The organism is Bacillus siamensis (assembly GCF_051628075.1).
Lineage (GTDB): Bacteria > Bacillota > Bacilli > Bacillales > Bacillaceae > Bacillus > Bacillus siamensis.
Genome location: NZ_CP155579.1, coordinates 2,662,271 through 2,687,853 on the forward strand (window position 1 = coordinate 2,662,271; position 25,583 = coordinate 2,687,853).

Sequence of the window (25,583 nt, forward strand, 5' to 3'; positions counted from 1 at the left end):
CCTCTCCCTCTAGTAATCTAGTTCTCTTACACAAACGCAAAAATCGCTTTTAGACCCACGTATGAAAGCGCTAAAAATATAATCAGCGTAACGTAAGTCGAAATTCTTTGAGAACGCGGCGTGACCGTGATCCCCCATGTGACCGCAAAAGACCATAAGCCGTTTGAAAAGTGAAAAATAACTGATAAAACGCCTACAATGTAAAATCCGAGCATAAACGGCGAGCTCAGAATATTCGCCATCATATCGAAGTTGACTTCAGCGCCCATCTGTGCGGCAATCCGCGTCTGCCACACATGCCAGCTGACGAAAATAAGGGTGAGAATACCGGTGACACGCTGAAGCACAAACATCCAGTTTCTGAAATAGCTGTAGTGGCCAGCGTTGTTTTTCGCAGTAAATGCTATGTACACACCGTAAACCGCATGATAAATTAAAGGTAAGAAAATAATAAAAATTTCTAACGCATACCTGAACGGCAGACTGTCCATAAAGCCGGCCGCCTTGTTAAACGCATCCGCTCCCCTTGCGGCAAATTGGTTGACGACTAAATGCTGGATCAAAAAGATGCCGACCGGAATCACACCGAGCAAGGAATGCAATCTTCGAAAATAAAACTCTCTGTTCCCAGACATTACTTTACCCCCTGTTTGATTTAAGTGCGAAATGTGCTAAAATCTCTGCCCCCACTTCGTTTCAATTGTAAGCACTTTATTAAAATTTATTGACAATTTCATTTTACTCCTCCCTCAAAAGGGCGTCAAGAAAACGTGTACATAAATTATAATTTTCGGAATTGATTATTTGACGTGAAAATTTTATTTTCCTGCAATACCTTTTTCACTTTTTTTCACGTGTTTTATAGGATCATCCTGTAATCCTCCCCCCTGTTTAAGCTATAATAAACGAAGGAGAGAGGGGAATACATAATATGAAGAATAATTATGAAGCAGCTTTAGAACCTTTAACTGAACTCGGCGTCAGCGCATACGGCTACGAATTAATCCGGGAAATCGTGCTTCCGGATATCCTCGGCCCGGAGCATTCATCCATGATGTATTGGGCGGGGAAACGCCTCGCCCGCAAATTTCCTCTTCAATCATGGGAAGAAATCCCCGCCTTTTTTGAAAAAGCCGGCTGGGGAACTTTGACAAATACAGGATCAAAAAAGCAAGAGCTGGAATTTGAACTGGAAGGACCGCTCGTTTCCAGCAGGCTCAAACACCAGAAAGAGCCGTGTTTTCAGCTTGAAGCCGGTTTTATAGCCGAACAGATTCAATTGATGAACGATCAGATTGCAGAATCTTATGAACAGGTCAAAAAGAGAGCGGATAAAGTCGTCCTGACCGTGAAATGGGATATGAAGGACCCTGTATAATTGAAAAAAGGCGGTGACTTAAAAGTCCCGCCTTTTTGCCTGCCCGTTTATACGGCAGACGGCTGTTTAGAAAGCTCAAACGCATCATGAAGCGCTTCGACTGCTTTCACCATATCATTGTCACTGACAACCGCTGATACTTTTATTTCAGATGTGCTGACCATTTTGACTTGTACATTTTTTTCCGCCAGTACGGCAAACATGTCCGCGGCGACGCCGGGATTAGAGACCATGCCTGATCCGACAATGGATACTTTCGCCAGCTTTCTTTCAGTTTCAATTTTTTCATAGTCAAGCGCGTTTTTATATTCTTCAAGCACAGCGACCGTTTGCGCGGAATCTTCCGTTTTCACTGAGAAAGAAATGTCTGCTTCCCCATTGTCCGCTTGTGTCTGAATAATGATGTCAACGTTGATGTTTCGTTTCGCCAGCGCGGTGAAGATCGTTGAAAGTGTTGTCAGCCCGCTTGTCAGGCCCGTGACGGACACCCTTGTAATCTGGTCTTCAAATGCAATTCCTCTGACGATTAAATTCTGCTCCATTGATGATTCCTCCTCAATTAATGTTCCAGCTTCATGTTCCGTGCTTGACCGCACTTCCAAAGGCACTTGGTAGTTTTTCGCAAACTCAACCGCCCGCGGGTGCAGAACACCCGCTCCGAGATTTGCAAGCTCCAGCATTTCATCGTAAGAAATTCCCGCCAGTTTTCTCGCTGACCGGACGTACCGCGGATCTGTCGTAAACACGCCCGGAACATCCGTGTAAATGTCGCATTTATCCGCTTTTAAAGCTGCGGCAAGAGCGACCGCCGTCGTATCGGAACCGCCCCGTCCGAGCGTCGTGATGCCGCCGTCTTCGGTTACTCCCTGGAAACCGGCGACAACTGTAATCCTGCCTTCTGCAAGCTGCGCCTGAATTGCGGTGATATCAATATCCGTAATTCTCGCATTGCCGTGGACAGCCTCCGTGCGGACACCCGCCTGCCAGCCCGTATAAGAGACGGCGTCATATCCTTTTTCTTGAAGCGCCATGGCCAAAAGCGAAATCGTGACCTGCTCTCCCGTAGACAGAAGCATATCCATCTCGCGTCTGCTTGGCTCAGATGTCATTTCCGCCGCCAGATTAACGAGCGCGTCGGTTGATTTTCCCATTGCCGAAACGACGACTACGACGTCATGTCCTTTTTTCTTTTCAGCAATGGCGCGATTTGCGGCATTTTGAATTTTTTCGGCAGAGCCGACGGAAGTGCCTCCGAATTTTTGTACGATAAGACCCATACTAGACCACCCTTTACATTTTGGTTCGTGCGGGTGAGGAGAAAAGAGCGTTGTGTCCACAATAAAAAAAGCAATGAGAGGAATAGCTCTCATTGCTTTTTCATATCATTACGATTGATTATGAACAACGAGATAGCCCTCCAAGAAAATGAATTCTTGACAGCTTTACATTTATTTAATGCAAAGCCAGCAAAGCACACCGATGGGATGTGTTTCACTTCGGCGAACTCCCCTTTCAGCCTTTTTCGCAGAATCCATCATTCTCCAAAGGCATACTATTGAAGTTCGCACCTCTATCTTCACCATATAACACGATCTTATGAAATTAGTTCACATTCTAGCAGACTTTTCAGAAAAGCACAATACTATTTTTTCAATTTTTCAAACAGCAGCTGAGCGGCCGCAGCCGGCACACCGGCTTTTTTGATATCGTCAAGACTTGCTTCCTTCATCTTTTTGACAGAACCGAAATGCTTTAAGAGCATTTTTTTGCGTTTTTCGCCGATCCCCGGGATATCATCCAATACGGATTGAAAGGCGCTTTTTCCCCGGATCTGTCTGTGAAAGCTGATCGCAAAACGGTGAACTTCATCCTGAATGCGCTGAAGCAGGTAAAATTCCTGGCTGTTCCGCTCCAGAAATACCGGTTCAAGCGGGTCGCCGATCAGAAGGTTGGATGTTCGGTGTTTGTCATCTTTCGCCAATCCCGCTACCGGGACATCAAGGCCGAGCTCATTCTCAAGCACGTCGCGCGCCGCGTTAATCTGCCCTTTTCCGCCGTCAATGATGATTAAATCCGGCAGCGGGAGATTTTCGCGGAGCACCCTCGAATATCTTCTTCTGACGACTTCTCTCATTGATCCGTAATCGTCAGGCCCTGTTACGGTTTTGATTTTATATTTGCGGTATTCCTTTTTATTCGGTTTTCCGTCAATAAAGACAATCATGGCCGATACAGGGTTTGTGCCTTGAATATTGGAGTTGTCAAACGCTTCAATCCGGTGCGGCGTGTAAATGTTCAATGCTTCGCCGAGCCGTTCGGCTGCACCGATTGACCGTTCCTCATCCCGCTCGATTAATGAGAACTTTTCCCTCAGGGCGATTTTCGCGTTTTTGTGCGCAAGCAGAAGCAGTTCTTTTTTCGGGCCTTTTTTCGGCTGATGCACGGCGGTTTCCAAAAGCTCGCTGATCATGTCCCTGTCAACGCTGTCAGGCACCAGAATTTCCTTGGGCAGAAAGTGATTGTTTTTCGAATAGAACTGGCCGATGAAGGTCAGAAATTCTTCATCCGCTTCCTGGTACATCGGAAACATGCTGACATCGCGTTCGATCAGCTTTCCTTGGCGTATGAAAAAGACTTGAACGCACATCCAGCCTTTATCGTACGCATAAGCGAACACATCGCGGTCCAGAAGGTCATTCATGGTCATTTTCTGCTTTTCCATCGTCGATTCGATGTAAGCAAGCTGATCGCGGAATTCTTTAGCCCGTTCAAATTCAAGCTTTTCCGCCGCCTCTGCCATTTTCTCTTCAAGCTCTTTTTTGACCTCGTTATGCCCTCCCTTTAAAAAGCGGGTGATGTCTTCCACAAGCTCGCGGTTTGTCTCCTCAGAAATATCCTTTACACATGGAGCGAGGCATTGTCCGAGATGGTAATAGAGACAGACGCGGTCCGGAAGATTTGAGCACTTCCTGAGCGGATAAAGGCGGTCCAGCAGTTTTTTCGTTTCCCGCGCCGCCTGTACATTCGGGTACGGGCCGAAATAGCGCCCTTTGTCTTTTTTGACATTGCGGGTGACAATAAGCCGCGGATGGCGTTCATGGGTGATTTTAATAAAGGGATAGGTTTTATCATCTTTCAGCATGACATTGTATTTCGGATCGTATTTTTTAATCAGATTCATTTCCAAAATAAGCGCTTCAAGATTGGAGGAAGTCACGATATATTCAAAGTCCTCAATCTCCGTCACAAGCCTTTGGGTTTTTGCATCGTGAGAACCGGTGAAATAGGATCTCACCCTGTTTTTCAGCACTTTCGCTTTCCCCACGTAGATGACTGTTTTTTGACGGTCTTTCATTAGATAACAGCCCGGCTGATCGGGAAGGAGGGCCAGCTTTTCTTTCAGTTGTTTATTCATACGTTACCCTTCCTTACATTCATTTCTTGTGTCCATTCAGTGTATCACGAACATTTGTTTTTCTCCATTCTCAGCTTTTGGAAGATCAAAAAAGGCGATCCCTTTTAAAGGAATCGCCCTGCCGCAGCCGTAATGGAAACTTTCGGCTTACAGATGTTTGTTTACAAGCTCTTCAAGGGCTTCTTTCGGTTTGAAGCCGACAGATGTTTCAACCACTTCTCCGTCTTTTAACACAAGAAGTGTCGGGATGCTCATGACGCCGTATTTACCGGCAGTTTCTTGGTTTTCATCCACGTCGATTTTGACGATTTTCAGTTTGTCTCCCATTTCTTGATCAAGCTCTTCAAGAACGGGCGCGATCATTTTACAAGGTCCGCACCAAGGAGCCCAGAAATCAGCTAATACGACACCTTCACTTGTTTCAGCTGAGAACGATTGATCAGTTGCTTTTACGATAGCCATTTGTTATTCCTCCAATTGTCAAATGATGATTTTTAGTATAGCATCTCCCATTCGTTCATGCTAATTTAATGCTTATATTATTTTCTCCCGAACCCGCCGAAAATAATCTTATTTATAGAATGTATGATAACCGGTCAGCAGGCGTTCAAAACTTAAGATGGACCCGCCGGCAGCGTGATTAATACAACCGCCATCGGAGGAAGCTCCGCCTCCAGGTTTCCGCCCTTCTGCGTAAACCCGGAAAACGGCTTCGGTTTGACGTTTTCAGGGCTGCTGAATGTATTGTGGGCATTCATTTTTTCAGCATGCAGAATCGTTCCCGAAGGCTTCCCTGTCTTTTTCATCCCCCGCAGTTCAATCTTCACGTCAGCTTTATGCAGATGATCGATATTGCACATGCTGATATGGATGTCTCCGTTTTGCTGTTTGGAGGCGGAAATACTGACTTGCGGGAGCCTGCCGTCTTTCCATTCGTATTCGGCCGCTTTTGTTTCTGCGGCTAAAAGAGCAGCATCTTGGTGAACCTTAAACATATCAAATACATGATATGTCGGCGTCAGCAGCATATTTTTCCCTTCTGTCAGGATCATTGCCTGAAGCACGTTGACGGTTTGCGCGATATTGGCCATCTGCACACGGTCTGCGTGCTGATGAAAAATGTGAAAATGCGTGGCGGCGACAAGTGCGTCGCGAATCGTGTTCTGCTGATACAGAAAGCCTGGATTCGTGCCAGGCTCAGGGTCAAGCCACGTCCCCCATTCATCAATGATCAGACCGACTCTTTTTTCCGGATCGTATTGATCCATAATGGCGCTGTGCCTTGTAATCAATTCATTCATATGGGCCGCCTTTTTCATCGTGATGAACCATTCATCTTCCGTAAACTCCGTCGCTGATCCTTTTCCCTTCCAAAAGTCGCCCGGTATTGTGTAATAATGCAGGCTCAGCCCGTCCATGAGATCAGCGGCTTTTTTCATTAATGTTTCTGTCCAGCGGTAATCGTCGACATTCGCACCGCCGGCAATTTTATAGATTTCGTTCCCGCTGTAATTGCGGACATAGGTTTGAAAGTTCCGATAAAGATCGGCGTAATACTCAGGATTCATGTTTCCGCCGCAGCCCCAGTTCTCATTTCCTATACCGAAATATTTCAGCTTCCACGGTTTTTCCCGCCCGTTTTCCTTTCTCCAGTCGGACATCGGCGTGCCCGCTTCAAACGTCATGTATTCAATCCAATCAGCCATTTCCTTAACCGTCCCGCTGCCGACGTTTCCGGCGATGTACGGTTCGCAGCCGAGCAGTTCACAAAGCATCATAAATTCGTGCGTGCCGAATTCGTTTGAATCAATCGTTCCGCCCCAATGGGTATTCAGCATGGTTTTTCGTTCCCCTACGCCGTTTGCCCAATGATATTCATCAGCAAAACAGCCGCCGGGCCATCTGAGAACGGGAATCTGGAGCTGTTTGAGGGCGGAGGCGACATCCGTCCTGATTCCGCCGGTATTCGGAATATCGGAATCTTTTCCGACCCAGATGCCCTCATATATGCCTCTTCCTAAGTGTTCCGCGAAATGTCCGTATATGTTTTTGTTAATGGTTCCCCGTGTGATATCCGTTTGAATGACTGCCGTATTGTGAGACATACTTGATCATTCCTTTCTTAATAAGAATGAAAGCACTACAGCCAATCTATGTATCTGGGATATATGCTGAAAGGATAATTATGTAAGCGCTTTACAGAAAGCTTATTATATTGGTTCGTACATGTCAATCTATTATTTTGACAATAGATAATTTATACGAACCAATCATCACAAACCAAAACCCTCTGACAAATGAAGCCAGAGGGTTTTGGTTATGAATGAATATTGGCCTTTTTAAATTCCTGGGTCAGGAGCGGAACCACTTCGAACAAATCGCCGACAATTCCGTAGTCCGCTATTTTGAATATTTCCGCTTCCGGGTCTTTGTTGATGGCAACGATCACTTTACTGTTTGACATCCCCGCCAAGTGCTGAATCGCTCCGGAAATCCCGCAGGCAATATACAAATCCGGTGTAACGACTTTCCCCGTCTGGCCGATTTGAAGAGAATAGTCGCAATAGTCCGCGTCACACGCGCCGCGCGAAGCGCCCACCGCTGCTCCCAGCACTTCGGCAAGTTCTTTTAACGGTTCAAACCCATCTTTGCTTTTTACACCGCGGCCGCCCGCAACGATGATTTTCGCTTCTGATAAATCCACGCCGTCCGCTGTTTTTTTAACTACTTCTTCAATGACCGTCCGCAAATCTGCCGGCGGGACCGCAAGCTCTTCAATATCACCCGAGCGGCTTGCATCTCTTTCTAATGCCTGAATGTTATTCGGACGGATTGTCGCCAAGATGAAAGGATCTGTTGAAATCACCTGTTCAAAGGCTTTGCCGGAATAGATCGGTCTTGTAAAAACGATGTTGTCTCCGGTAACGCTTACATCCGTGCTGTCTGAAATCAACCCCGTTTCAAACCGTGCCGCAAGCTTCGGTGACAAATCTTTTCCCATAGAAGTATGGCCGAAAATAACCGCATCGGGCTTTTCATTTTCGATCAGATTCCCGAGAACCGCGGCGTATCCGTCCGCCGTATACTGAGAAAGCCCCGGTGCATCGGCCGTAAATACTTTATCGGCGCCGTACTGAATGAGTTCTGATGCTGCATCAGCCGCGCCTTTTCCCAACAGCACGCCGATGACATCTCCTCCGCCGGAAATGGTTTTGCCTGCGGCTATGGCTTCAAAGGTGACGTTCCGTAAGGCGCCGTCACGAATTTCCCCGAGTACGATCACTTTTTTTCCCATTCTGACATCCCCCAGTTTCTTTAATATCGGTTTATACGACTTTGGCTTCTTTTCTCAGCAGTGAGACAAGCTCCTTCGCCTGCTCAGCGGCTTCTCCTTCGATCAGTTTGCCCGCTTCTTTTTGCGGCGGCAGGAACCGTTCGATCGTTTTGAGCTTCGGTGCAGCATCATCCTCATCAATTCCGAGGTCATCGAGCTCAAGCTCTTCCAGCGGTTTTTTCTTCGCCTTCATAATGCCCGGAAGCGACGGATAGCGCGGCTCGTTTAAGCCTTGCTGTGCCGTGATGACTAAAGGAAGTGAGGTTTTAATGACCTCGGTATCCCCTTCGTTGTCTTTCTCTGCCACAGCTTCATCGCCGCTGATTGTCAGTTTTGTAATCGTGGTGACGCAAGGAATGTTCAGCAGTTCGGCCAGTCTTGGCGCCACTTGGCCGGAACCGCCGTCGATCGCGACATTTCCGCCGAGAATCAGATCATATTCCCGGTCCTTGAAATAGTGATATAAGATCGTGGAAATGGAGTATTGGTCGGGATCGCTCAGGTCATCCTCAATATTGATTAATACCGCCTGGTCGCACCCCATCGCAAGAGCGGTGCGCAGTTCTTTCTCCGCGTCTTCTCCGCCGACGGTTACGGCGGTAACGGTTCCGCCATGCTCTTCTTTCAGCTGAATGGCTTCTTCAATGGCGTATTCATCATACGGATTAATGATAAACTCGGCTCCGTCCTCCTGAATCTTTCCTGCTTCAATGACGATTTTCTCTTCTGTGTCAAACGTCCGTTTCATCAGTACAAATAGATTCATATTCTTATCCCCTTTATCTTCGCCCACCGAATTGAGGCTTTCTTTTTTCGAGAAATGCCTGAATGCCTTCTTTTGCGTCTTCTGATGCAAATGCTTCCCCAAAGCGCTTTGCTTCGAGCTTTAAGCCGCCGTCATAAGAATAGACTTTGTTTGAATAAAGAAGCTCAAGCAGGGAAGCCATCGACTGCGGGCTTTTTTCCGCAAACTTGCCCGCTAGCGTTTTCGCCTTTTCCAGCAGCTCCTCTTCATTTTCGGCGCCTATTGTGACAAGCCCGAGGCTGAGCGCTTCTTCTCCGGTCACAGGTTCTGAAGTGCCGATCATCTCAAGCGCTTTCGCCGTGCCGACGTACCGGGGCAGGCGCTGCGTCCCGGCAAAGCCCGGAATAATGCCGAGATTCAGCTCGGGCAGGCCGAGCTTTGCATCCAATGTGGCGATTCTGATATGGCAGGCCATGGCAAGCTCCAGACCGCCGCCGAGCGCAGCGCCGTGAATCGCCGCGATAACGGGCTTCGGAAACCCTTCAATTCTTTCCATCAGCTGCTGGCCTTTATCCGCCATGGCAGAAGATTGCTCAAGATCATCAAGCGACGTAAATTCCTTTATATCAGCGCCCGCCGAAAAAAATTTCCCCTCACCGCGAATGATGATGCTTCTGACGCTGTCATCTGTTTCATACCGGTCGAACAGACCGGATAATTCAGCTAAAACCGCACCGGACAGCGCGTTGGCCGGCTGATGATTGATGGTGATCACTGCGACAGATTGTTCAACCGCCACTGAAAGGCTGTTCATCCGTCAACCCCCTTTAGTTTTGATGAATCCCTGACACCAACAGTTCCAATACCTTGTCTGACAAATCCGGAAGATTATATTTCTGATCGTTCATCACCCATGTTGTCACTGTTTCATCTATCGTCCCGAATATCATCTGCCGGGCGAGGCGGACGTCGAGATTGTCTTTCCATTCGCCCGACTCGATTCCTTCGGTCAAAATGGTGTCCAGCATGTTTAAATAACCTTTTAAAATATCATTGATTTTCAGGCGCAGCTTGATATTCGACTGTCTGAGCTCAAGCTGGGTCACAATCGCGAGATGGCGGTCATTGCCAAGCAGTGTGAAGTGCTGCTTAATGACGAGGGCGAGTTTTTCTTTTGCCGTCGTTCTTTCTTTCACTTCTTCTTCCATGCGTTCAATGAACTGGCCCATCTTTTCTTTAAAAAGAGAAATGAGTATATCCTCTTTGTTTTTGAAATATAAATAGATGGTGCCGTCCGCAACGCCGGCCTGCTTGGCGATTTTGGACACCTGTGATTGGTGATAGCCGTTTTCCGCTATGACTTCTACTGCTGCATCAATGATCTGCATATACTTTGGCCGTTTTTGGTTCAATGTCATCGTTCCTTCCTTCAATAAATGAATGACTATTCATTCATAACTTCATGATAAAAAGGATTCCCGATTTTGTCAAGTTTTTCTTTTAAGGCACCTTGTTTTCATGGGAAGCGTCTTCCTCTTCGACCAGACGCCTTCTTAATATCTTTCCGACGGCCGTTTTCGGAAGCTCTTTTCTGAATTCGTACAGCTTCGGGACTTTGTACGGCGCAAGCCGCTCTCTTGCAAACGCATCAAGCTCATCGGCATCCGCTTCGGCGCCTTTTTTCAAAACGACAAATGCTTTCACCGTCTCCCCTCTGTAGGAATCAGGCACGCCCGCTACGACGATTTCCTGAACGGCTTCATGCTCATATAGCGCCTCTTCCACCTCACGAGGGTAAATGTTGTATCCCCCGGCAATGATGATGTCTTTTTTCCTGTCGGCGATGTAGAAAAATCCTTCCTCATCCATATATCCCATGTCACCGGTAAACAGCCAGCCGTCTCTGATGACCCGGGCCGTCTCCTCCTGCCTGTTCCAATAACCTTTCATAACCTGCGGGCCTTTTACGATCAGCTCGCCGTGTTCATACGGCTCCGCAAGCCCGCCTTTTTCTTCTGAATAGATTCCGGCGTCGGTATTGGGCCAGGGACAGCCGATACTGCCGGGCTTATTTTTTCCCCAGATGAAATTTGAATGGGTCACCGGTGATGCTTCGGATAATCCGTAGCCTTCCACAAGCTTTCCGCCGGTCACTTTTTCAAATTTCTGTTTGACTTCGACCGGCAGCGCCGCTGAACCGCTCGGACAGCTTTTTATGGAGGACAAATCATATTTATTCAGTTCCGGATGATGCAATAGCCCGATGTAAATCGTCGGAGCTCCCGGAAAAACTGTCGGCTTTTGCCTGTCGATTGTTTTCAGGGTATCCAAGGGATTGAATTTAGGAAGCAGAATCATTTCACACCCCTGCATGATGGAGAAATTCAGCACGGCGGTTAATCCGTACACATGAAAAAAAGGTACGATGCCGAGCACTTTTTCGGCTCCCTTTTTCATTTTGTACATCCAGGCGGCGCCCATTTCTGTATTGGCCTGAATGTTTTTGTGCGTGAGCATGACGCCTTTCGGATAGCCGGTTGTTCCGCCCGTGTATTGAAGCACGGCGATGTCATGCTCAGGATCAATATCAAATTCCTCCGCCTTCTCCGCTTTTTCATTTTTTAAAATGTCCGCTAAGCTGTGAATCTGTTCATGTCCGTCATAATCGATATGCACCTGTTTTTTTTGCGTGAGTGTATAAAGCATATTTTTCGGAAACGGCAAAAAGTCTTTGATACTGGTTGTAATAATGCGTTCAACGATTGACAACGTTTTCATTTTTATCACCTTCGGAAACAGCATATCGAGGGTGATGATCACGCGCGGCGAACTGTCTTGCAGCTGATACTCAAGCTCGTGTTCCGTGTAGAGAGGATTGGTCTGAACGACTATGCCCCCGGCAAACAATACGCCGTAAAATGCGATGACCGACTGCGGACAATTGGGCAGCATAATGGCGGCTCTGTCGCCTTTTTTCAGGCCTGTTTTACGTAAAAAAGCGGCTAGCTTTAATGAATCTGTGAGAACGTCTTGGAATGTGAGTTTTTTTCCGAGAAAATAAATAGCGGTATGGTTCGGGAATTGAGCTGCGGAGTTTGTCAGATTGGATGGCAGGGTTTGACCGGTAAATTCAAGCTCATGCGGAATCTCTTCGGGATATTGAGAAAGCCATGGCTTTTCGGACTGCATAAAACCTCTCCCTTCTGTTTTCCTATACGCTATTATTATAGCAGAAGGCTGATTGGAATTGGAAAGCGTTTCATGTTATTTTCGAGTTCAGGAGGTGTTGAGTTTGCTGGAAACACTGCATTTTGAAGAGGGAGTTCCTATCCTGTGCCAGCTGCCGAAGCCGTTTACTTCAGCCGCCTTTTTGCTTCATCCCTTTGTCCGAATGCCGGATGGGTGGGAAGCGCAAAAGCGCAAGCGGCCTTTTGAGCATATTTATCCGAGTGATGAAGAAATCCTTGCGATGGGCAGACCCGTTTCCTGGAAAACCGCCATGACCGTCTGCGGACTGCGCTCTGAAAAAGAGACCGCGCTTGCGCTGATGACCGCTGTCATGGCACTTCGGGATGAATATGCACAGCCTGAATCCGCCGAGCTGTTAAAACGGCTTCATCATCCCGATCTGTACTTGCCGAGCGATGATGTCACTTCGCCATTTTTAATACCGGGACTCTTGGACGTGTTTCGTTCAAAAGGCATTGAGCGCTGCACTTTTTATGAGCCGATCGAAGCGGAAGGCCTATTTTCGCTCAAGCGAACGTCGCCTTCGGATGTATGCGGACTGCTGCAGGCTGACATGATGATTGCTGATGTAAAGCGGCGCGCGGCTTTTATGAGTATGTACGATTCTTTCACAACACTCTTTCTCATGGAGGACCAAGACATGCAGTCTGTTATCCGCGCCATGAATTGGGAAGCCGTCATTTGCTCTAATACGATGTGCATCAATTGGTATTCTCAATAAAAAAGACTGCCGATTTCAATTCGGCAGCCTTTTTTCCGTATTAAAATGTGATGACCAGATAAATAAGTCCGATGAACAGAAAAATTCCCGCTGCCGACAGCAGCACTTTCGCAAGCTTCTCCATTTTTCCCCGTCCCCTTAAATCCCGGCGGCCACCACAAATGACAGGCCGACTGAGATGACAAATGAAATAAAGCCGACAGCTCTGTTATCTTTTTCAATTTCTTTATCAATTTTAAACCGGGGCGTCAGAAATTCAAAGATAAAATAGCTGATTAAAAGCATAATAAATCCGTATACGCCCCAGCCGATCATTTGCAAAAGCGAATTATGCTGAGCGATGCTGTGCTGAAAGACATTCGCGATACCGAGAATTTTCCCTCCGGTCGCCATCGCCACCGCAAGATTGCCTTTTTGAATTTCCACCCAGTTTTTATAGGATGTCACCAATTCAAACACGGTCAGAAAAATGACGAGACACAAGACGGCCACACTGTAATAAGCCGCGATTTCAACAAGCTCATTTTCCCAAAAAGCATTCATGACGTTTTCTCCCTTTTTATTTTAGTTCGACAATCGTTACGCCTGATCCTCCTTCTCCCGCTTCCCCGAACCGCGAGCTTTTCACGCTGCGGTGGTTTTTCAGAAGATCCTGCACCCCTTTGCGGAGGGCGCCCGTGCCTTTTCCGTGAATGATGGACACTCTCGGATAGCCGGCAAGCACCGCGTCATCTAAATATTTTTCGACGCGGCTGAGGGCATTTTCGTAACGCTCTCCCCTGAGGTCAAGTTCAAGGGATACGTGATAATCCTTCCCTTTTACGGCGGTGATTGCTTTTTCTTTTTTCGGTTCAGGAGCCGATTTGAGAAACTCGAGATCTTTTTCCTTCACCTTCATTTTGAGGATGCCGATTTGGACGTTCCATTCTTTCTCGCCGGTTTTTTCAAGCAGCGCCCCTTTTTGTCCGAATGTGAGCACCTTTACTTCGTCGCCCGGCTTCAGCTCGCGTTTTTTCTCTGTTTTTCTTTCCGGCTGCTTTGATTTTTCAAAAGCCGGCATCGCGTCTCCGAGACGTTTTTTGGCATCAATCAGCTCGTGTTCCTTAAAGGATCTGTGTTCTTGCTTGATGGACCGGAGCTCGCGGATGATCTGTTCGGCTTCATTTGCAGCGGCCTCCAGTTTTTCCGCCGCTTTTTGTTCGGCTTCTTCCATCATTTTATCTTTTTGGGCGTTCAGCTCAATGATTTGCTGCTGAAGCTCTTTGTGCAGTTTTTCTGCTTCTTTTCTGATTGATTCGGTTTCAGAAAGCTCTTCATCCGCTCTTTTTTTGCTTTTTTCAAGCGATGCGATCATCAGATCGACTTCGTTGTGTTCGGCGGTCATTTCTGACTTCGCCTGGCCGATGATATGCTCCGGCAGACCGAGGCGTCTTGAAATCTCAAATGCGTTGCTTCGGCCCGGTACTCCAATCAGGAGCCTATAGGTAGGCGAAAGTGTTTCAATGTCAAATTCAACGCTGGCATTCATGACGCCTTGCCGGTTATATCCGTATGCTTTCAGTTCCGGATAATGGGTTGTCGCAAGCACTCTGGCGTTTGTCCGGTGGACTTCGTCAAGAATGCTCATGGCAAGCGCCGCCCCTTCCTGCGGGTCTGTTCCGGCACCGAGTTCATCAAACAGCACAAGACTGTTTTCAGACACTTCTTTTAAAATACTGACGATATTGACCATGTGGGATGAAAACGTACTCAGACTTTGTTCGATCGACTGTTCATCGCCGATATCGGCAAACACATTGTCAAATACGGCGGCTTCCGATCCCTCATCAGCCGGTATGTGCAATCCTGCCTGCGCCATTATCGTCAGCAGCCCGAGTGTTTTTAACGTAACGGTTTTACCGCCCGTATTCGGGCCCGTGATGACGATCGTTGAATAATCTCCGCCCAGTTCAATATCGTTGGCGACGACTTGATCTTGGGGCAGCAGCGGATGGCGCGCTTTTTTGAGACGGATAAAGCCGTCTCCGTTCATGAATGGTTTTGTCGCCTTCATCGCTTTTGCGTATCTCGCTTTGGCGAAAATGAAATCCAATGTCTGCAGCACTTCTACATTTTTAGCGATTTCATGTGTGTGTTCAGCCGTATGCTCCGTCAGCATCCGGAGAATCCGTTCGATTTCCTGTTTTTCTTTTACCTTCGCCTGCTGAAGCGAGTTGTTCATATCTACGATCGCCTGCGGTTCAATAAAAAGCGTCGCACCGGATGAAGATGTATCATGCACGATTCCGCCGTAGCTTGATCTGTATTCCTGTTTGACCGGAATGACAAAGCGGTCATTCCGGATCGTAACGATGGTGTCAGACAGCATTTTTGAAGCGGAAGATGAACGCAGCATCGATTCAAGCCGGTCTCTCACTCTTGATTCAAGCGTCCTGAGCTGCGTCCGGATTCCTCTTAGGGCGGGAGATGCATGATCAAGCACTTCGCCGTGATCATCAATGCAGGAGTTAATCTCCCTTTCCAAATCGCCCAATGTAATCAGTTCTTCAGCATGGGCCTGTATCAGCGGAATGCTGACGCCGTCTTCTGTCATTTGGCTGATAAAGTGCTTCATTTGTTTAACGGCATACAGCAGCCCGGACAATTCGGTAAATTCCGCCGGAGTCAGCACGCTGCCGATTTCCGCCCGCCGCAAAGCCGATCTTATATCGGTCAGCCCGCCGAACGGAGCATGGCCTCTTAAGCGCATGACCGCGGATGCTTCTTCGACTTCATCCAGCTGTTTTTGGATGTCGGCGAGATCCGTCAAAGGCTTCAGCTGCAGAAGCTTTTCCCGGCCGAGCGATGAGGCGGCATGAGCGGTAATCTGTTCTTTTACTTTATGAAATTCAAGTGATGATAACACTTTTTGCTGCACGGTTTTATGGTCCTCCTTACTTAATCATTGCGTGTCAGAAATGCTTTGACCTCATGTAACGGCCGGGCGTTTAACACATGCTTTGTTTCAGTCCAGCCTTTGCGCGCAGCGGTCACGCCCGTTTTCATGTCATCGAGCATCTCTATATTATGGGCATCCGTATTAATGACCAAAGTCACGCCTTTTTCGTTTGCTTTGATCAGATGCTCAGTCCGTAAATCGAGGCGCGCGGGGTTTGCATTCAGCTCAAGCGCCGTATTTGTTTTGGCTGCGAGCTCAATCAGCATGTCGATGTCGACTTCATAGCCGGCCCGTCTGCCGATCAGGCGGCCCGTCGGGTGGGCGATAATGTCCACGTGCTTATTCGTCAGCGCCTGTTCAAGCCGTTTCATAATGACATGCTCCGGCTGGCTGAAACTTGAATGAATAGATGCGATGACAAGATCCATTTCAGACAGAACACTGTCATCGTAATCAAGCGAACCGTCGGGAAGAATGTCCATTTCTACACCTTTAAAAATATGAAAGTTTTCAAACTCAGTGTTTAACGCGTCAATTTCTTCCGCTTGTTTTCTGAGCCGCTCGGCCGTTAACCCGTTGGCTACCTTTAAATATTGGGAATGGTCGGTGATCGCCATGTACTGATAGCCTTTTGCCATACACGCTTCTGCCATTTCCCTGATGGAAAAAGCGCCGTCACTCCAGGCTGAGTGCATGTGGAGATCGCCTTTTATCGCTTTTTGCTCCACAAGGTCTGTTTCTTCCAGGTACGTGTCGACCTCCTGCCCGCTTTCTCTGAGCTCCGGAGGAATAAACGGCAGACCGAAGTGGGCGTAAAAGGCTTCTTCACTCGGAAAAGTTTTGACTTCTCCCGTTTCTATGGTTTCTACCCCGTATTCGCTGATCCGTTCGCCGCGCTCTTTCGCCAGCTGGCGCATCTTAATGTTGTGATCTTTAGAGCCGGTAAAATGATGCAGTGTGGTCGCAAACTGCTCCTCTGTCACAAGCCTGAAATCCACACTCGTCTCATATTCAAAGGTCAGGATAACTGATACCTTTGTATCCCCGCTCGCTATCACGTCTTTTACGTTCGGCAGGGACAGAAGCTGATTTCTGACAGCCTCCGGATGATCTGTAGCAATAATGTAATCGAGATCTTTTACAGTCTCCCGCGCTCTTCTGAGACTGCCGGCCCGGGAATATTTCTGAATATCCGTCAGCCGGGCCAAATGTTCTTCAATGACTGAAGCAATGCTGAGCGCATAGCCGATCGGAAAACGTTCCGGCTGTTTTCCGGCTTCTCCGAGAGCCTGAAGGATTTTCTCCTCCGTTTTTTTTCCGAAACCGGCGAGCCCTTGCACCTTTTGCTGCTCGCATGCTTCTTTCAGCGATTCCGCGTCATGAACGCCAAGCTCCTGATACAGCTTGGCGATTTTTTTGCCTCCGAGGCCCGGAAGCTTCAAAAGAGGAACCAAGCCTTCCGGGACTTCTTTCTGCAATTGGAGAAGCGTGCTGGACACACCTTCCTGCATATATTCACGAATGACGCCGTAGGTGCCTTTTCCAATTCCGGATAAAGACATCATGTCATCGATTTCCGACAGGCTGCGGTCATCCTGCTCAAGCGCCGCTGCCGCTTTTCGGAAGGCTGATATTTTAAACGGGTTGTCCCCTTTCAATTCCATATAGACCGCAATCGTTTCAAGCAGCCTGATGATATCTTTTTTATGCATACTGTTAACCCCCAGTCGTTTCCTGCTTTTCATCATACAAATTTTTCTTCTCCGGCACAACTGACGCAGAGCTTGAAAAAAACTTCTCCGGTCAAGAGAAGTTTTTTATGCCCCGTACTGGGCCCACAGTTCTTGCAGGAGCCCAGACAGATACGGCGTATGATGCGTGATGATATTTGCAAGCGTCGATTGTGCGAGCATATCCTGAAGCGCGCTTACCGGCAGTACGGATGCGACGTATAACAGGATAAACGCAAATAAATAGACTTCCACAAACCCGAGCACCCCGCCAAGCAGTTTGTTGATCTGTTTAATGACCGGAATGCTTGCGATGATATTAAGCGCCGCTCCGATAATCCGAAGCAGAATCTTTGCAATGATAAACAAAATGACAAACGCGATCGCGTTGTAATAAGCCGTCTCTACGTTTCCTTTAATAAAAGAAAGAGCCGCCTGCCCGCCGGAAAAATCAGGCGCGGGTATAAAACTTAAATGCGGGGCCAGGTTTTTGTAAAAAAGCGCCGCAAACGCAATCGAGAGGATGAAACTCGTTAAATATATAAATTGGAGGATAAATCCTCTTTTCAATCCAAGCAATGTGCCCATCAAGAGCAAAACTAAGATGATGATATCTATCATATGGTGTTCATTCCTTTTCTTTAAGCTGCCGCTCCAGTAATTCATATTTTTCTTGCAGTTTCATATAATCATGCACGACATTGACCGCAGTCAAAACAGCGAGCTTATTTATATCAAGATATGGATTTTTCTCGTTGATTTCTCTCATTTTATCATCAACCATTCCGGCCACATGACGCATGTGCGCTTTGCTTTCTTCCCCGATAATGGTGAAGTGCTGGCCGTAAATGTTTACTGTCGTTTTGGTTTTTTTGCCGTCAGACAACGTTTCTCCTCCATTCCGCGAGAATCCTAGTTCCTATCATACCACGATTATCGATTGAATGGAAAGACGAGCCTCAGGCTGTTATGATACACTGGTATATACAGTGAAAAGTGCCAAAAAAGGAGATTATATCGTGTCCCATTCTGTTATAAAAGTATCCGCTTCCGCTATAGAACAAATGAAACAATCCTATGCCGGCTCCCTTACTCCGGCCGTTCCGCAGGGCGCCGTCTTCCAGGCTAAGCCGCCGGGCTGTACCATTACAGCCTACCGTTCGGGCAAGGTTCTGTTTCAAGGAAAAAACGCCGGCACAGAAGCGGCCCGCTGGGGAACGGCTGAGGCGCCGAAAGCAAAGAAAACCGTCAAAAAAGCGGCCGACCCGCTCTACGCTCCCCCGGCGGGCATTGCGTCCATGTCGGTAATCGGCTCAGATGAGGTCGGAACAGGCGATTACTTCGGGCCGATAACAGTTGCCTGCGCCTACGCCGACAAAACAAAGCTTTCTTTAATGAAAGAACTGGGCGTGAAGGATTCGAAAGATTTAAAAGATCCGCAGATTATTGAAATCGCCAAACTGTTAATTAAAACCATTCCTTACAGCCTGCTTGTGTTAAAGAATGAAAAATACAATCAGATGCAGGAAAAAGGCATGAGCCAGGGGAAAATGAAAGCGCTCCTTCATAATCAGGCGATTTCCAATCTGCTGAGGAAAATGAACGGCGTCAAACCGGAAGCGATTCTGATTGACCAATTTGCAGAGCCCGGCATTTATTTTAAGCATCTTTCCGGGCGGGATATCGTAAAAGAAAAAACGTTTTTCAGCACGAAGGCGGAAGGCATACATCTTTCCGTCGCCGCAGCCTCTATCATCGCGCGGTATTCTTTCTTAATTGAAATGGATAAGCTTTCCCGGGAAGCCGGGATGACGATTCCGAAAGGCGCGGGGCCGCACGTCGATGAAGCTGCCGCCAAGCTGATCATCAATAAAGGAGAAGATGCGCTCAGAACGTTCACTAAACTGCATTTTGCCAATACGCAAAAGGCAAAGCGCCTTGTTGAAAGGAAACGGCCACAATAAAAAAAGCTTGCAGAGTGATCTGCAAGCTTTTTCTTTATCCTCTTAATACGGCCTGATACGTTTCTTCCAGCGCTTTCAGCACGTTTTCGTGGACTTTTGTCACTTCTTCTTCTGTCAATGTTTGTTCAGGGTTGACATATTGAAGCGAGAAGGCGACGGATTTTTTGCCCTCTTCCATATGCTCACCTTCGTACACATCAAATACAGTGACTTCTTTCAATAGCGCGCCGCCGGCTTCCTTGATCACGGCTTCGAGCTGTCCGCTTGTGACGGTTTTATCTGCAACAAGCGCAATGTCGCGCGTGACGGACGGGTACTTCGGAATCGCCGTGTACACGACAGGTTCTGTTTCCTCGGTCAGAAGCGCGTGCAGATCAAGCTCGAACACATACGTTTCTTTGATATCCAGCTCTTTTTCCATTGCCGGGTGCACCTGTCCGATAAATCCGGCAAGTGAGCCGTTCAATAGAATGTTTGCGGTCCGGCCGGGATGCATGTTTTTGCGTTCTGACTGGACAAATTCAATCCGGTCTGACACATTCAACTGATGCAGCAGGCCTTCAACGATTCCTTTAACAACGAAGAAATCTACCGGCTTTTTCTCACCCTGCCATAGGTTTTTGCGCCATAATCCGGTTACGGCTCCGGCAACCCGTTCTTTTTCAACCGGTTTTGTGTTTTCTTCCTTCGTCAGAAATACAGAACCCGTTTCGTATAAAGCAACGGAATCAGTCTGTCTGGCCAGATTGTATGAAACGGCTTCAAGCAGATTCGGCACGAGGCTGTGTCTGAGAATGCTTCTTTCTTCGCTCATCGGCAGAGCAAGCATCGTATTGAATGATTTTTCGATCGCAAAAGCGGCCGCTTTTTTATCATTCGTCAATGAATATGTGGTCGCTTGTGAAAGACCCGCTCCTTCAAGGAAACGTCTCACTTTCCGGCGTTTTGCCTGATACGGGGTCAAGCCGCCTGTCGTGCCGGCCGTTTCCGGAAGCGTGGACGGAATATTGTCATACCCGTACAATCTCGCCGCTTCTTCAATCAGGTCTTCTTCGATTTTAATATCTCCGCGGCGCGACGGCACCGTTACGACGAGAACGTCTTTTGCTTCACCGACTGCAAAACCGAGGCGCTTGTAAATGCTGATGATTTCTTCTTTAGTGATTGTCATGCCGAGCACGGCGTTCACTTTTTCAACAGATACATGAATGTTGTTCGCTTCGATTTTCAGATGGTTTTCTTCAACCGTGCCTGAGAGCACTTCTCCGCCGGCATATGCCTGAATGAGACTGCAGGCCCGTTCAGCCGCCAGCAGAACGCGTGCCGGGTCAATGCCTTTTTCATATCTGGCGCTCGCTTCGCTTCTCAGCCCGAGGTCTCTCGACGCTTTGCGGACGGTCTGTCCGTCGAAATAAGCGGCTTCCAGTAAAATCGCGGTAGTGTCTTCACGGACTTCAGATTCAGCTCCGCCCATGACTCCCGCAACGGCTTGCGCTTTTTTTCCGTTTGTGATGACCAAATGGCTGCTTGACAGCTTGCGCTCCTGTTCATCCAGCGTCACGATGGTTTCGTTTTCCGCCGCTTTTCTGACGACGACCTCTTTTGAACCGAACCGGTCGTAATCGAAAGCGTGAAGCGGCTGGCCGTACTCAAGCAGGACGAAGTTTGTAATGTCCACGACGTTATTGTGCGGGCGGATGCCTGCATTCATCAGCTTCGTCTGCATCCACAGCGGAGACGGGCCGATTTTGACGTTTTTAATGATTTTTGCGGCATAATGCGGATTGGCCTGCGTATCTTCAATTTTGACGGAAACAGCGTCCGCCGCTTTTTCTGCCGCTTTTTCATATGAAGTCTCCGGAAGCTTTACCTCGGTGCCGAGAATAGCCGCAACTTCATAAGCCACGCCAAGCATGTTCATCGCGTCGGCGCGGTTCGGCGTTAAGCCCAATTCTAAAATCGCATCATCAAGCTGAAGGGCTGCCATTGCGTCAGCTCCTGTTTCAGCATCATTCGGAAACACGAAAATGCCTTCCGCATATTCTTTCGCCACGAGCTTGCTTTCAATGCCGAGCTCCTGGAGAGAACAGATCATGCCGTGAGACGCTTCGCCGCGCAGCTTGGCTTTTTTAATTTTGAAATTGCCGGGAAGAACGGCGCCGACTGTTGCAACGGCAACCTTCTGTCCTTTATCAACATTCGGGGCGCCGCAGATAATCTGAACGGGTTCCTCCGCACCGATATCGACAAGGCATTTGTTGAGTTTGTCGGCATTCGGGTGCTGTTCACGCTCAAGCACGTGTCCGATGACAACGCCTTTTACGCCTTCCCCTTTATACTCGATACCCTCAACTTCAATACCGGCTCTCGTAATTTTTTCTGCAAGCACGGCCGGGTCGATTCCCTGCAAGTCAACGTAATCTTCTAACCATTTATATGAAACAAACATGTGTATCCTCCTCTTACGCCTGTTTAAACTGCGAAATGAATCTGACATCATTGGTATAGAAATGGCGGATATCTTCAATGCCGTATTTCAGCATTGCGATCCGTTCCACACCCATTCCGAAAGCAAAGCCCTGGTATTCCTCAGGATTGAATCCGGCCATTTTCAGCACGTTCGGGTGAATCATGCCGGCGCCGAGAATTTCGATCCAGCCCGTTTTTTTGCAGACGGAACAGCCTTGTCCGCCGCACTTAAAGCAGGTCACATCCACCTCGACAGAAGGTTCAGTGAATGGGAAAAAGCTCGGACGGAGCCTGATTTCACGGTCTTGGCCGAACATTTTTTTGGCGACCAATTCAAGCGTGCCTTTCAGATCGCTCATGCTGATTTTGCGATCCACGACGAGACCTTCAATCTGCATGAACTGGTGGGAATGTGTCGCGTCATCGTTGTCGCGGCGATACACTTTTCCGGGACAAATGATTTTGACGGGGCCTTTGCCTTTATGCTTTTCCATCGTGCGCGTCTGCACCGGTGACGTCTGCGTTCTCATCAGCATTTCTTCTGTAATGTAAAAGCTGTCCTGCATGTCGCGGGCCGGGTGCTCCTTCGGCAGATTCAGCGCCTCAAAGTTGTAATAATCCGTTTCCACTTCAGGGCCTTCTTCGATGGTATACCCCATGCCGATAAATAAATCTTCAATTTCTTCAATAACGACCGTCAGCGGATGGCGCCCGCCGATGTTTACCTGACTGCCCGGCAATGTGACGTCAATCGTCTGGCTGCTGAGTTTTTTATTCATCTCTTCTTGTTCAAGCTGTTCATTTTTCGCCGTAATGGCTGCTGCAATGCGCTCTCTCACTTCATTGGCGAGCGCTCCCATTTTCGGGCGTTCTTCGGCGGACAGTTTGCCCATGCCGCGGAGAACTTCTGTAATCGGCCCTTTTTTTCCGAGATATTGCACCCGAATGTCGTTAACTTCTTTTAATGAACCTGCCGCTTCAACTTTTTCTGCAGCTTCCAGTTCGAGCTGTTTAAGCTTCTCTTCCATCATGCATCCTCCTTTTATGTAAACCAAACCGTTCTATGCCTTTTTCAGAAAACAAAAAAACCCGCCCCTTGAGAGAAGGGACGAGTTGTGGCCGCGGTACCACCCTTTTTAAGGCAGACTTCATCTGCCGAAGCTTCATTGACATAACGGAAACGATCGTTCCGGTTCACCTTTACGCGCGTTTGGCGCGGTCCCGGTGACAACTCGAGAGGTGAAAATCAATTTCTGTGCTGCGATAAAAATGCTTTCAGTCGGCGGCATTTTCTCCCTGGAAGGCAGCTTGTGAAAAAATTGACGTCCTCTGTCACGGTTTTTACATTATTGCTATCTATTATAGTGAAATTCGCGGCTTTGCGCAACCTATCCTCTGAGATGATAGACGAGGATGGCGGCCGCCACCGCCACATTCAGCGACTCCGCCTGTCCGTACAGCGGCACGTACAGGTTGAGATCCGTTTTTTGCAGAAGGCCGGCGTCCACTCCCGCCCCCTCGTTCCCGACGATTAACGCGAACGATTCTTCAGGCTTCACGCTTTGATAAGCCGCACCGTTTTCAAGCGCCGTGCCGTAAATCGCGACACCTTGTGATTTCAGCTCATCGGTAAACTCGCGGAGCGGACGTTTCAAAATGGGAATATGAAAGTGAGATCCTTGGGCTGAACGCAGTGTTTTTCCGTTGTATGGATCTGCCGTTCCCTCACCGAGGACAACGGCGTCGATCCCCGCCGCATCTGCTGTTCTGATCATTGTTCCTAAATTCCCCGGATCCTGCACGGCATCAATCAGAAGCAGCCGCTTCAGCCGGTCAGGCTTTTCGTCCGGCATATGGCAGACTGCGGCGATCTGCTGCGGCGTTTCTGTTTCCGTCACGGCTGAAAACGCATCTTCGCTCAGCACATAGCACGGAATGCTCATGTCCAGATCGGCCGGGATGGCGCTCTCATCTTTTACGAGAATTTCTTTTACCGTTCCCTTTGACTTGAGCGCTTCTTCTGCCAGATGCTCTCCTTCTATCAGAAATGTATTCGTTTTATGTCTCTCTTTTTTTGTGTGAAGTTTTTTCCAGTCCTTCACTTTTTGGTTTTTTGCCGAGTCAATTCGTTTCACTTTATTTCTGCGCTCTCCTTTTTTCATGCATGTTGTTATTATATCTCAAGAACAGCACATAATAAACCGCGTGCGCGGTAAGAATATGCGTATCACATTCAGGAAAAAAGGAGCGGTTGTAATGGATCTTAATTTACGCAACGCCGTTATTGCCAATGTGACCGGCAATAACCAGGATCAGCTGGAGCATACTATCGTTGACGCCATCCAAAGCGGTGAAGAAAAAATGCTTCCGGGTCTCGGCGTCTTATTCGAAGTACTTTGGCAGCATGCGTCAGACTCAGAAAAAAATGAAATGCTCAAAACACTTGAAGGCGGATTAAAACCTGCGCACTAAGCATGAAACCGGGTGATGGCACACCCGGTTTTTTTTGTATAATAATGGCGAGGGGGATCGCCAATGCAGTTACAGCCGGAACTGGCAAAAAAATTGATTGCCGAAGTCAAACATATGTACAGCCGCGAAGTGATTATTGCCGATACAAAAGGAATGATCATCGCGGGCACCAATGCTGCGCGGGCCGGATGTTTTCATGAAGGAGCTCTGATCTGCGCGCGGGAAAAACGGAATGTCATCATTACGAAAGAAGATGAAAAACGGCTTGAGGGCGTAAAAGCAGGATTGAACCTCCCCGTTTTTTCGGGTCATGAGGTGATCGGGGTATTCGGTCTGACAGGAAACCCTGACGACATCCTGCCCTTCGGGGAATTGCTCAGAAAAATGACGGAGCTTTTTATAAAAGAAACGCGCCACCTGGAAGAAGTGCAATGGCGTGAGAGAATGCTTGAATCCTTTATGGTGGATTGGCTGCAGTTAAAAGAATGGTCCCCGGGTTTTTTAGAAAAAGCAAAGCTCCTTGCAGCAGACCTTCATTCGCAACGCCGAATCATACTCATTCAAGGCCGTTATGAGCAATATGAAGCAGAAGAACTCGGGCGCCTCTGGCAAAGTGAATACCGTGAAGACCTGTTTGTCCGCTGGGGAAATGAGCGTATTCTCATTAATCATGAGACAAACTCGGATTCTAAGGAGAGGCTCATCAAAAGAATCAACACTGTTTTTGGGCATCCTGTCACGGCCGGCATCGGACGGATCGTTCCGGGAGAACGCCTGACGGAATCATACGGACAGGCGGAGAAAGCTCTTTCGGCGGGCGCTATTGACAAGCAGGCCGTCTTTGAAGAAGATTTAAAACTGGATATGTGTCTTGCCGATATTGCGCCCGGCACACGGTCTGAATTTTCACGGCGGGTTCTCGAGCATGTGCTCGGCCGTGAGGAACTTTTGGATACGCTGCGCGCCTTTTTCGACCGGCAGTTATCGTTAAAGCGCACCGCTGATGACATGCATATTCATATAAATACGCTGCGCTACCGTCTTTCCAAACTGGAATCGCTGACAAATATGAAGCTTGACCGCCCTGAAGACATAACGGCTTTTTATTTGGCGCTTCGCTTTTTAGATCAACATACAAAAAACACGTGATACCACCATCATTTTTCAT

The 25,583-nt window shown here is 48.0% G+C and carries 23 protein-coding genes and 1 riboswitch; of the genes, 5 read left to right on the top strand and 18 right to left on the bottom strand.

What is annotated here, in order from left to right; translation table 11 throughout:
• Nucleotides 1-26 precede the first annotated feature (26 nt).
• Nucleotides 27-635 carry a succinate dehydrogenase cytochrome B558 gene (gene sdhC / locus ABDB98_RS13005; RefSeq protein WP_003152571.1) on the bottom strand — a complete coding sequence of 203 codons (609 nt, stop codon included), beginning with the start codon at nt 633-635 and terminating at the stop codon, nt 27-29.
• Nucleotides 636-931: 296 nt separating this feature from the next.
• Here sdhC and ABDB98_RS13010 point away from each other — a divergent pair, with 296 nt between their 5' ends.
• Nucleotides 932-1,378, top strand: a complete 447-nt coding sequence (locus tag ABDB98_RS13010; RefSeq protein ID WP_016938662.1) for a YslB family protein — start codon at nt 932-934, stop codon at nt 1,376-1,378.
• A gap of 47 nt (nt 1,379-1,425) precedes the next feature.
• On the opposite strand, the gene ABDB98_RS13015 is transcribed toward ABDB98_RS13010, so the two are convergent.
• The 9 genes from ABDB98_RS13015 to ABDB98_RS13055 all read right to left on the bottom strand — a co-directional run bounded on the left by ABDB98_RS13015 (nt 1,426) and on the right by ABDB98_RS13055 (nt 12,061).
• Nucleotides 1,426-2,655, bottom strand: coding sequence for an aspartate kinase (locus tag ABDB98_RS13015; protein ID WP_438420343.1), 1,230 nt, complete (start codon nt 2,653-2,655; stop codon nt 1,426-1,428).
• 125 nt (nt 2,656-2,780) lie between these two features.
• Nucleotides 2,781-2,959, bottom strand: a riboswitch (Lysine riboswitch).
• Between the two features lie 61 nt (nt 2,960-3,020).
• On the bottom strand, nt 3,021-4,793 hold the full coding sequence (uvrC, locus tag ABDB98_RS13020; protein WP_016938660.1) for an excinuclease ABC subunit UvrC: 1,773 nt from the start codon (nt 4,791-4,793) through the stop codon (nt 3,021-3,023).
• A gap of 147 nt (nt 4,794-4,940) precedes the next feature.
• Nucleotides 4,941-5,255, bottom strand: a complete 315-nt coding sequence (trxA, locus tag ABDB98_RS13025) for a thioredoxin (RefSeq protein WP_003152560.1) — start codon at nt 5,253-5,255, stop codon at nt 4,941-4,943.
• 152 nt (nt 5,256-5,407) lie between these two features.
• Nucleotides 5,408-6,898, bottom strand: coding sequence for an alpha-N-arabinofuranosidase (locus tag ABDB98_RS13030; protein WP_438420344.1), 1,491 nt, complete (start codon nt 6,896-6,898; stop codon nt 5,408-5,410).
• A gap of 212 nt (nt 6,899-7,110) precedes the next feature.
• Nucleotides 7,111-8,088, bottom strand: coding sequence for an electron transfer flavoprotein subunit alpha/FixB family protein (locus tag ABDB98_RS13035; protein ID WP_438420345.1), 978 nt, complete (start codon nt 8,086-8,088; stop codon nt 7,111-7,113).
• 31 nt (nt 8,089-8,119) lie between these two features.
• Nucleotides 8,120-8,893, bottom strand: coding sequence for an electron transfer flavoprotein subunit beta/FixA family protein (locus ABDB98_RS13040; RefSeq protein WP_060964609.1), 774 nt, complete (start codon nt 8,891-8,893; stop codon nt 8,120-8,122).
• A gap of 13 nt (nt 8,894-8,906) precedes the next feature.
• On the bottom strand, nt 8,907-9,686 hold the full coding sequence (locus tag ABDB98_RS13045; protein WP_316098343.1) for an enoyl-CoA hydratase: 780 nt from the start codon (nt 9,684-9,686) through the stop codon (nt 8,907-8,909).
• Between the two features lie 13 nt (nt 9,687-9,699).
• A complete protein-coding gene (locus tag ABDB98_RS13050) occupies nt 9,700-10,284 on the bottom strand; it encodes a TetR/AcrR family transcriptional regulator (RefSeq protein ID WP_438422147.1) in 585 nt (194 codons plus the stop codon).
• An 88-nt stretch (nt 10,285-10,372) separates the two neighbouring features.
• Nucleotides 10,373-12,061 carry an AMP-binding protein gene (locus ABDB98_RS13055; RefSeq protein WP_438420346.1) on the bottom strand — a complete coding sequence of 563 codons (1,689 nt, stop codon included), beginning with the start codon at nt 12,059-12,061 and terminating at the stop codon, nt 10,373-10,375.
• A gap of 103 nt (nt 12,062-12,164) precedes the next feature.
• On the opposite strand from ABDB98_RS13055, the gene ABDB98_RS13060 reads away from it, so the two are divergent.
• Complete coding sequence (locus ABDB98_RS13060; RefSeq protein ID WP_438420347.1) at nt 12,165-12,842, top strand: DUF2711 family protein; 678 nt, start codon at nt 12,165-12,167, stop codon at nt 12,840-12,842.
• A gap of 138 nt (nt 12,843-12,980) precedes the next feature.
• Here ABDB98_RS13060 and ABDB98_RS13065 read toward each other — a convergent pair whose 3' ends face one another.
• The 5 genes from ABDB98_RS13065 to zapA form a co-directional block, all read right to left on the bottom strand.
• Nucleotides 12,981-13,385 carry a DUF350 domain-containing protein gene (locus ABDB98_RS13065; protein WP_003152541.1) on the bottom strand — a complete coding sequence of 135 codons (405 nt, stop codon included), beginning with the start codon at nt 13,383-13,385 and terminating at the stop codon, nt 12,981-12,983.
• 16 nt (nt 13,386-13,401) lie between these two features.
• On the bottom strand, nt 13,402-15,759 hold the full coding sequence (locus ABDB98_RS13070; protein WP_060964606.1) for an endonuclease MutS2: 2,358 nt from the start codon (nt 15,757-15,759) through the stop codon (nt 13,402-13,404).
• Between the two features lie 20 nt (nt 15,760-15,779).
• Nucleotides 15,780-17,492 carry a DNA polymerase/3'-5' exonuclease PolX gene (gene polX / locus ABDB98_RS13075; RefSeq protein ID WP_438420348.1) on the bottom strand — a complete coding sequence of 571 codons (1,713 nt, stop codon included), beginning with the start codon at nt 17,490-17,492 and terminating at the stop codon, nt 15,780-15,782.
• Between the two features lie 105 nt (nt 17,493-17,597).
• Nucleotides 17,598-18,131 carry a CvpA family protein gene (locus ABDB98_RS13080; RefSeq protein WP_438420349.1) on the bottom strand — a complete coding sequence of 178 codons (534 nt, stop codon included), beginning with the start codon at nt 18,129-18,131 and terminating at the stop codon, nt 17,598-17,600.
• 7 nt (nt 18,132-18,138) lie between these two features.
• Nucleotides 18,139-18,396, bottom strand: coding sequence for a cell division protein ZapA (zapA, locus tag ABDB98_RS13085; RefSeq protein ID WP_016938650.1), 258 nt, complete (start codon nt 18,394-18,396; stop codon nt 18,139-18,141).
• A gap of 133 nt (nt 18,397-18,529) precedes the next feature.
• Between zapA and rnhC the strand changes: the two genes are divergently transcribed.
• Nucleotides 18,530-19,474, top strand: a complete 945-nt coding sequence (gene rnhC / locus ABDB98_RS13090; RefSeq protein ID WP_438420350.1) for a ribonuclease HIII — start codon at nt 18,530-18,532, stop codon at nt 19,472-19,474.
• 34 nt (nt 19,475-19,508) lie between these two features.
• Here the strand turns inward: rnhC and pheT are convergent, their stop codons facing one another.
• The 3 genes from pheT to ABDB98_RS13105 all read right to left on the bottom strand — a co-directional run bounded on the left by pheT (nt 19,509) and on the right by ABDB98_RS13105 (nt 24,078).
• Complete coding sequence (pheT, locus tag ABDB98_RS13095) at nt 19,509-21,923, bottom strand: phenylalanine--tRNA ligase subunit beta (protein ID WP_438420351.1); 2,415 nt, start codon at nt 21,921-21,923, stop codon at nt 19,509-19,511.
• A gap of 13 nt (nt 21,924-21,936) precedes the next feature.
• Entirely contained in the window at nt 21,937-22,971 is a 1,035-nt protein-coding gene (pheS, locus tag ABDB98_RS13100; RefSeq protein WP_016938647.1) for a phenylalanine--tRNA ligase subunit alpha, read from the bottom strand.
• A 360-nt stretch (nt 22,972-23,331) separates the two neighbouring features.
• Complete coding sequence (locus tag ABDB98_RS13105) at nt 23,332-24,078, bottom strand: TrmH family RNA methyltransferase (RefSeq protein ID WP_438420352.1); 747 nt, start codon at nt 24,076-24,078, stop codon at nt 23,332-23,334.
• A gap of 121 nt (nt 24,079-24,199) precedes the next feature.
• Between ABDB98_RS13105 and sspI the strand changes: the two genes are divergently transcribed.
• Nucleotides 24,200-24,415, top strand: coding sequence for a small acid-soluble spore protein SspI (sspI, locus tag ABDB98_RS13110; protein ID WP_045925240.1), 216 nt, complete (start codon nt 24,200-24,202; stop codon nt 24,413-24,415).
• 63 nt (nt 24,416-24,478) lie between these two features.
• Nucleotides 24,479-25,564: a CdaR family transcriptional regulator gene (locus tag ABDB98_RS13115; protein WP_438420353.1), complete on the top strand. Its 1,086-nt coding sequence runs from the start codon at nt 24,479-24,481 to the stop codon at nt 25,562-25,564.
• The last annotated feature ends 19 nt before the right edge of the window (nt 25,565-25,583 follow it).